The sequence below is a fragment of the Flaviaestuariibacter terrae genome (assembly GCF_054777635.1).
In genome coordinates this window covers 1-1,872 of the sequence record NZ_BAAHAL010000016.1, presented here as the reverse complement: position 1 = coordinate 1,872, position 1,872 = coordinate 1, and the positions used below count along the sequence as shown (strand labels likewise).

The 1,872-nt window shown below is 54.9% G+C and carries 1 rRNA gene; it reads left to right on the top strand.

Annotated features, from left to right (window positions below):
* Positions 1–1,680, top strand: a 23S ribosomal RNA gene (locus ACYU7Z_RS16400); the annotation flags it as partial.
* Positions 1,681–1,872 lie beyond the last annotated feature (192 nt).

Below are 1,872 nucleotides of genomic sequence, written 5' to 3'. Positions count from 1 at the left end.
GGGACCTAAGGCGAGGCCGACAGGCGTAGTCGATGGACAACGGGTTGATATTCCCGTACCGGTGAAGAACCGCCCATACTGAACAAGGGATACTAACCACCCAAACCGCTTTCCCGTGGTCTTCGGACCCAGTGTTGGTGGGGAGCGTGGGACCTGATCTTGGGAGGTAAGCGTATTAACAGGTGTGACGCAGGAAGGTAGTCGGGCCGGGCGATGGTTGTCCCGGTCTAAGGATGTAGGAGGGATCATAGGTAAATCCGTGGTCCTGGTTTGGATACCGTCTCTGAGACCCGATGGGCCCCACCTTTGGTGGGGATCCGATGATCCTATGCTGCCTAGAAAAGCATCGGCGTGAGGTTCCAACTGCCCGTACCCCAAACCGACACAGGTGATCAGGTAGAGAATACTAAGGCGATCGAGAGAATTATGGTTAAGGAACTCGGCAAAATGCCCCCGTAACTTCGGGAGAAGGGGGGCCCCAACCGTGAACCACACTTGCTGTGGGGAGGCGGATCGGGGCCGCAGAGACCAGGGGGAAGCGACTGTTTACTAAAAACACAGGTCCGTGCGAAGTCGCAAGACGATGTATACGGACTGACTCCTGCCCGGTGCTGGAAGGTTAAGAGGACCGGTTAGCCCCTTGTGGGCGAAGCTGGGAATTTAAGCCCCAGTAAACGGCGGTGGTAACTATAACCATCCTAAGGTAGCGAAATTCCTTGTCGGGTAAGTTCCGACCTGCACGAATGGAGTAACGACTTCCCCGCTGTCTCAACCATAAACTCGGCGAAATTGCACTACGAGTAAAGATGCTCGTTACGCGCAGCAGGACGGAAAGACCCCGAGACCTTCACTATAGTTTGGTATTGGTGTTCGGTGTGGCTTGTGTAGGATAGGTGGGAGACTGTGAAGCTTGGACGCCAGTTCAGGTGGAGTCATCGTTGAAATACCACTCTGGTCACTCTGGATATCTAACTTCGGCCCGTAATCCGGGTCAGGGACAGTGCCTGATGGGTAGTTTAACTGGGGCGGTTGCCTCCTAAAAAGTAACGGAGGCGCCCAAAGGTTCCCTCAGCCTGGTTGGCAATCAGGTGGCGAGTGTAAGTGCACAAGGGAGCTTGACTGTGAGAGAGACATCTCAAGCAGGGACGAAAGTCGGGACTAGTGATCCGGCGGCACATTGTGGAATGGCCGTCGCTCAACGGATAAAAGGTACCTCGGGGATAACAGGCTGATCTTGCCCAAGAGTCCATATCGACGGCATGGTTTGGCACCTCGATGTCGGCTCGTCGCATCCTGGGGCTGGAGTAGGTCCCAAGGGTTGGGCTGTTCGCCCATTAAAGCGGTACGCGAGCTGGGTTTAGAACGTCGTGAGACAGTTCGGTCCCTATCCGCTGCGCGCGTAGGAAATTTGAGAAGGGCTGTCCTTAGTACGAGAGGACCGGGACGGACGAACCTCTGGTGTGTCAGTTGTACTGCCAAGTGCACCGCTGATTAGCTACGTTCGGATGGGATAACCGCTGAAAGCATCTAAGCGGGAAGCCTGCTTCAAGATGAGATTTCCATACACCATTTGGTGTGAGAGGCCCCCAGCCAGACCACTGGGTTGATAGGCCGGATGTGGAAGCGAGGACTAACGACTCGTGAAGCTGACCGGTACTAATACGCCGATAACTTGACACACACAAACACCAAAATGCTACGCGTCCACTATGCGGTTCCCAACCAACAACCCCGGGAACCACGGAAACACAACACATAACTACATACAGTTGTAACCACATACTTCCCACCCCTTGAGGACCACACCACACGGTGAACAAGTCCACGGGGGACGGGTAAACAGGTTACGGCGGTCATAGCGTGGGGGAAACG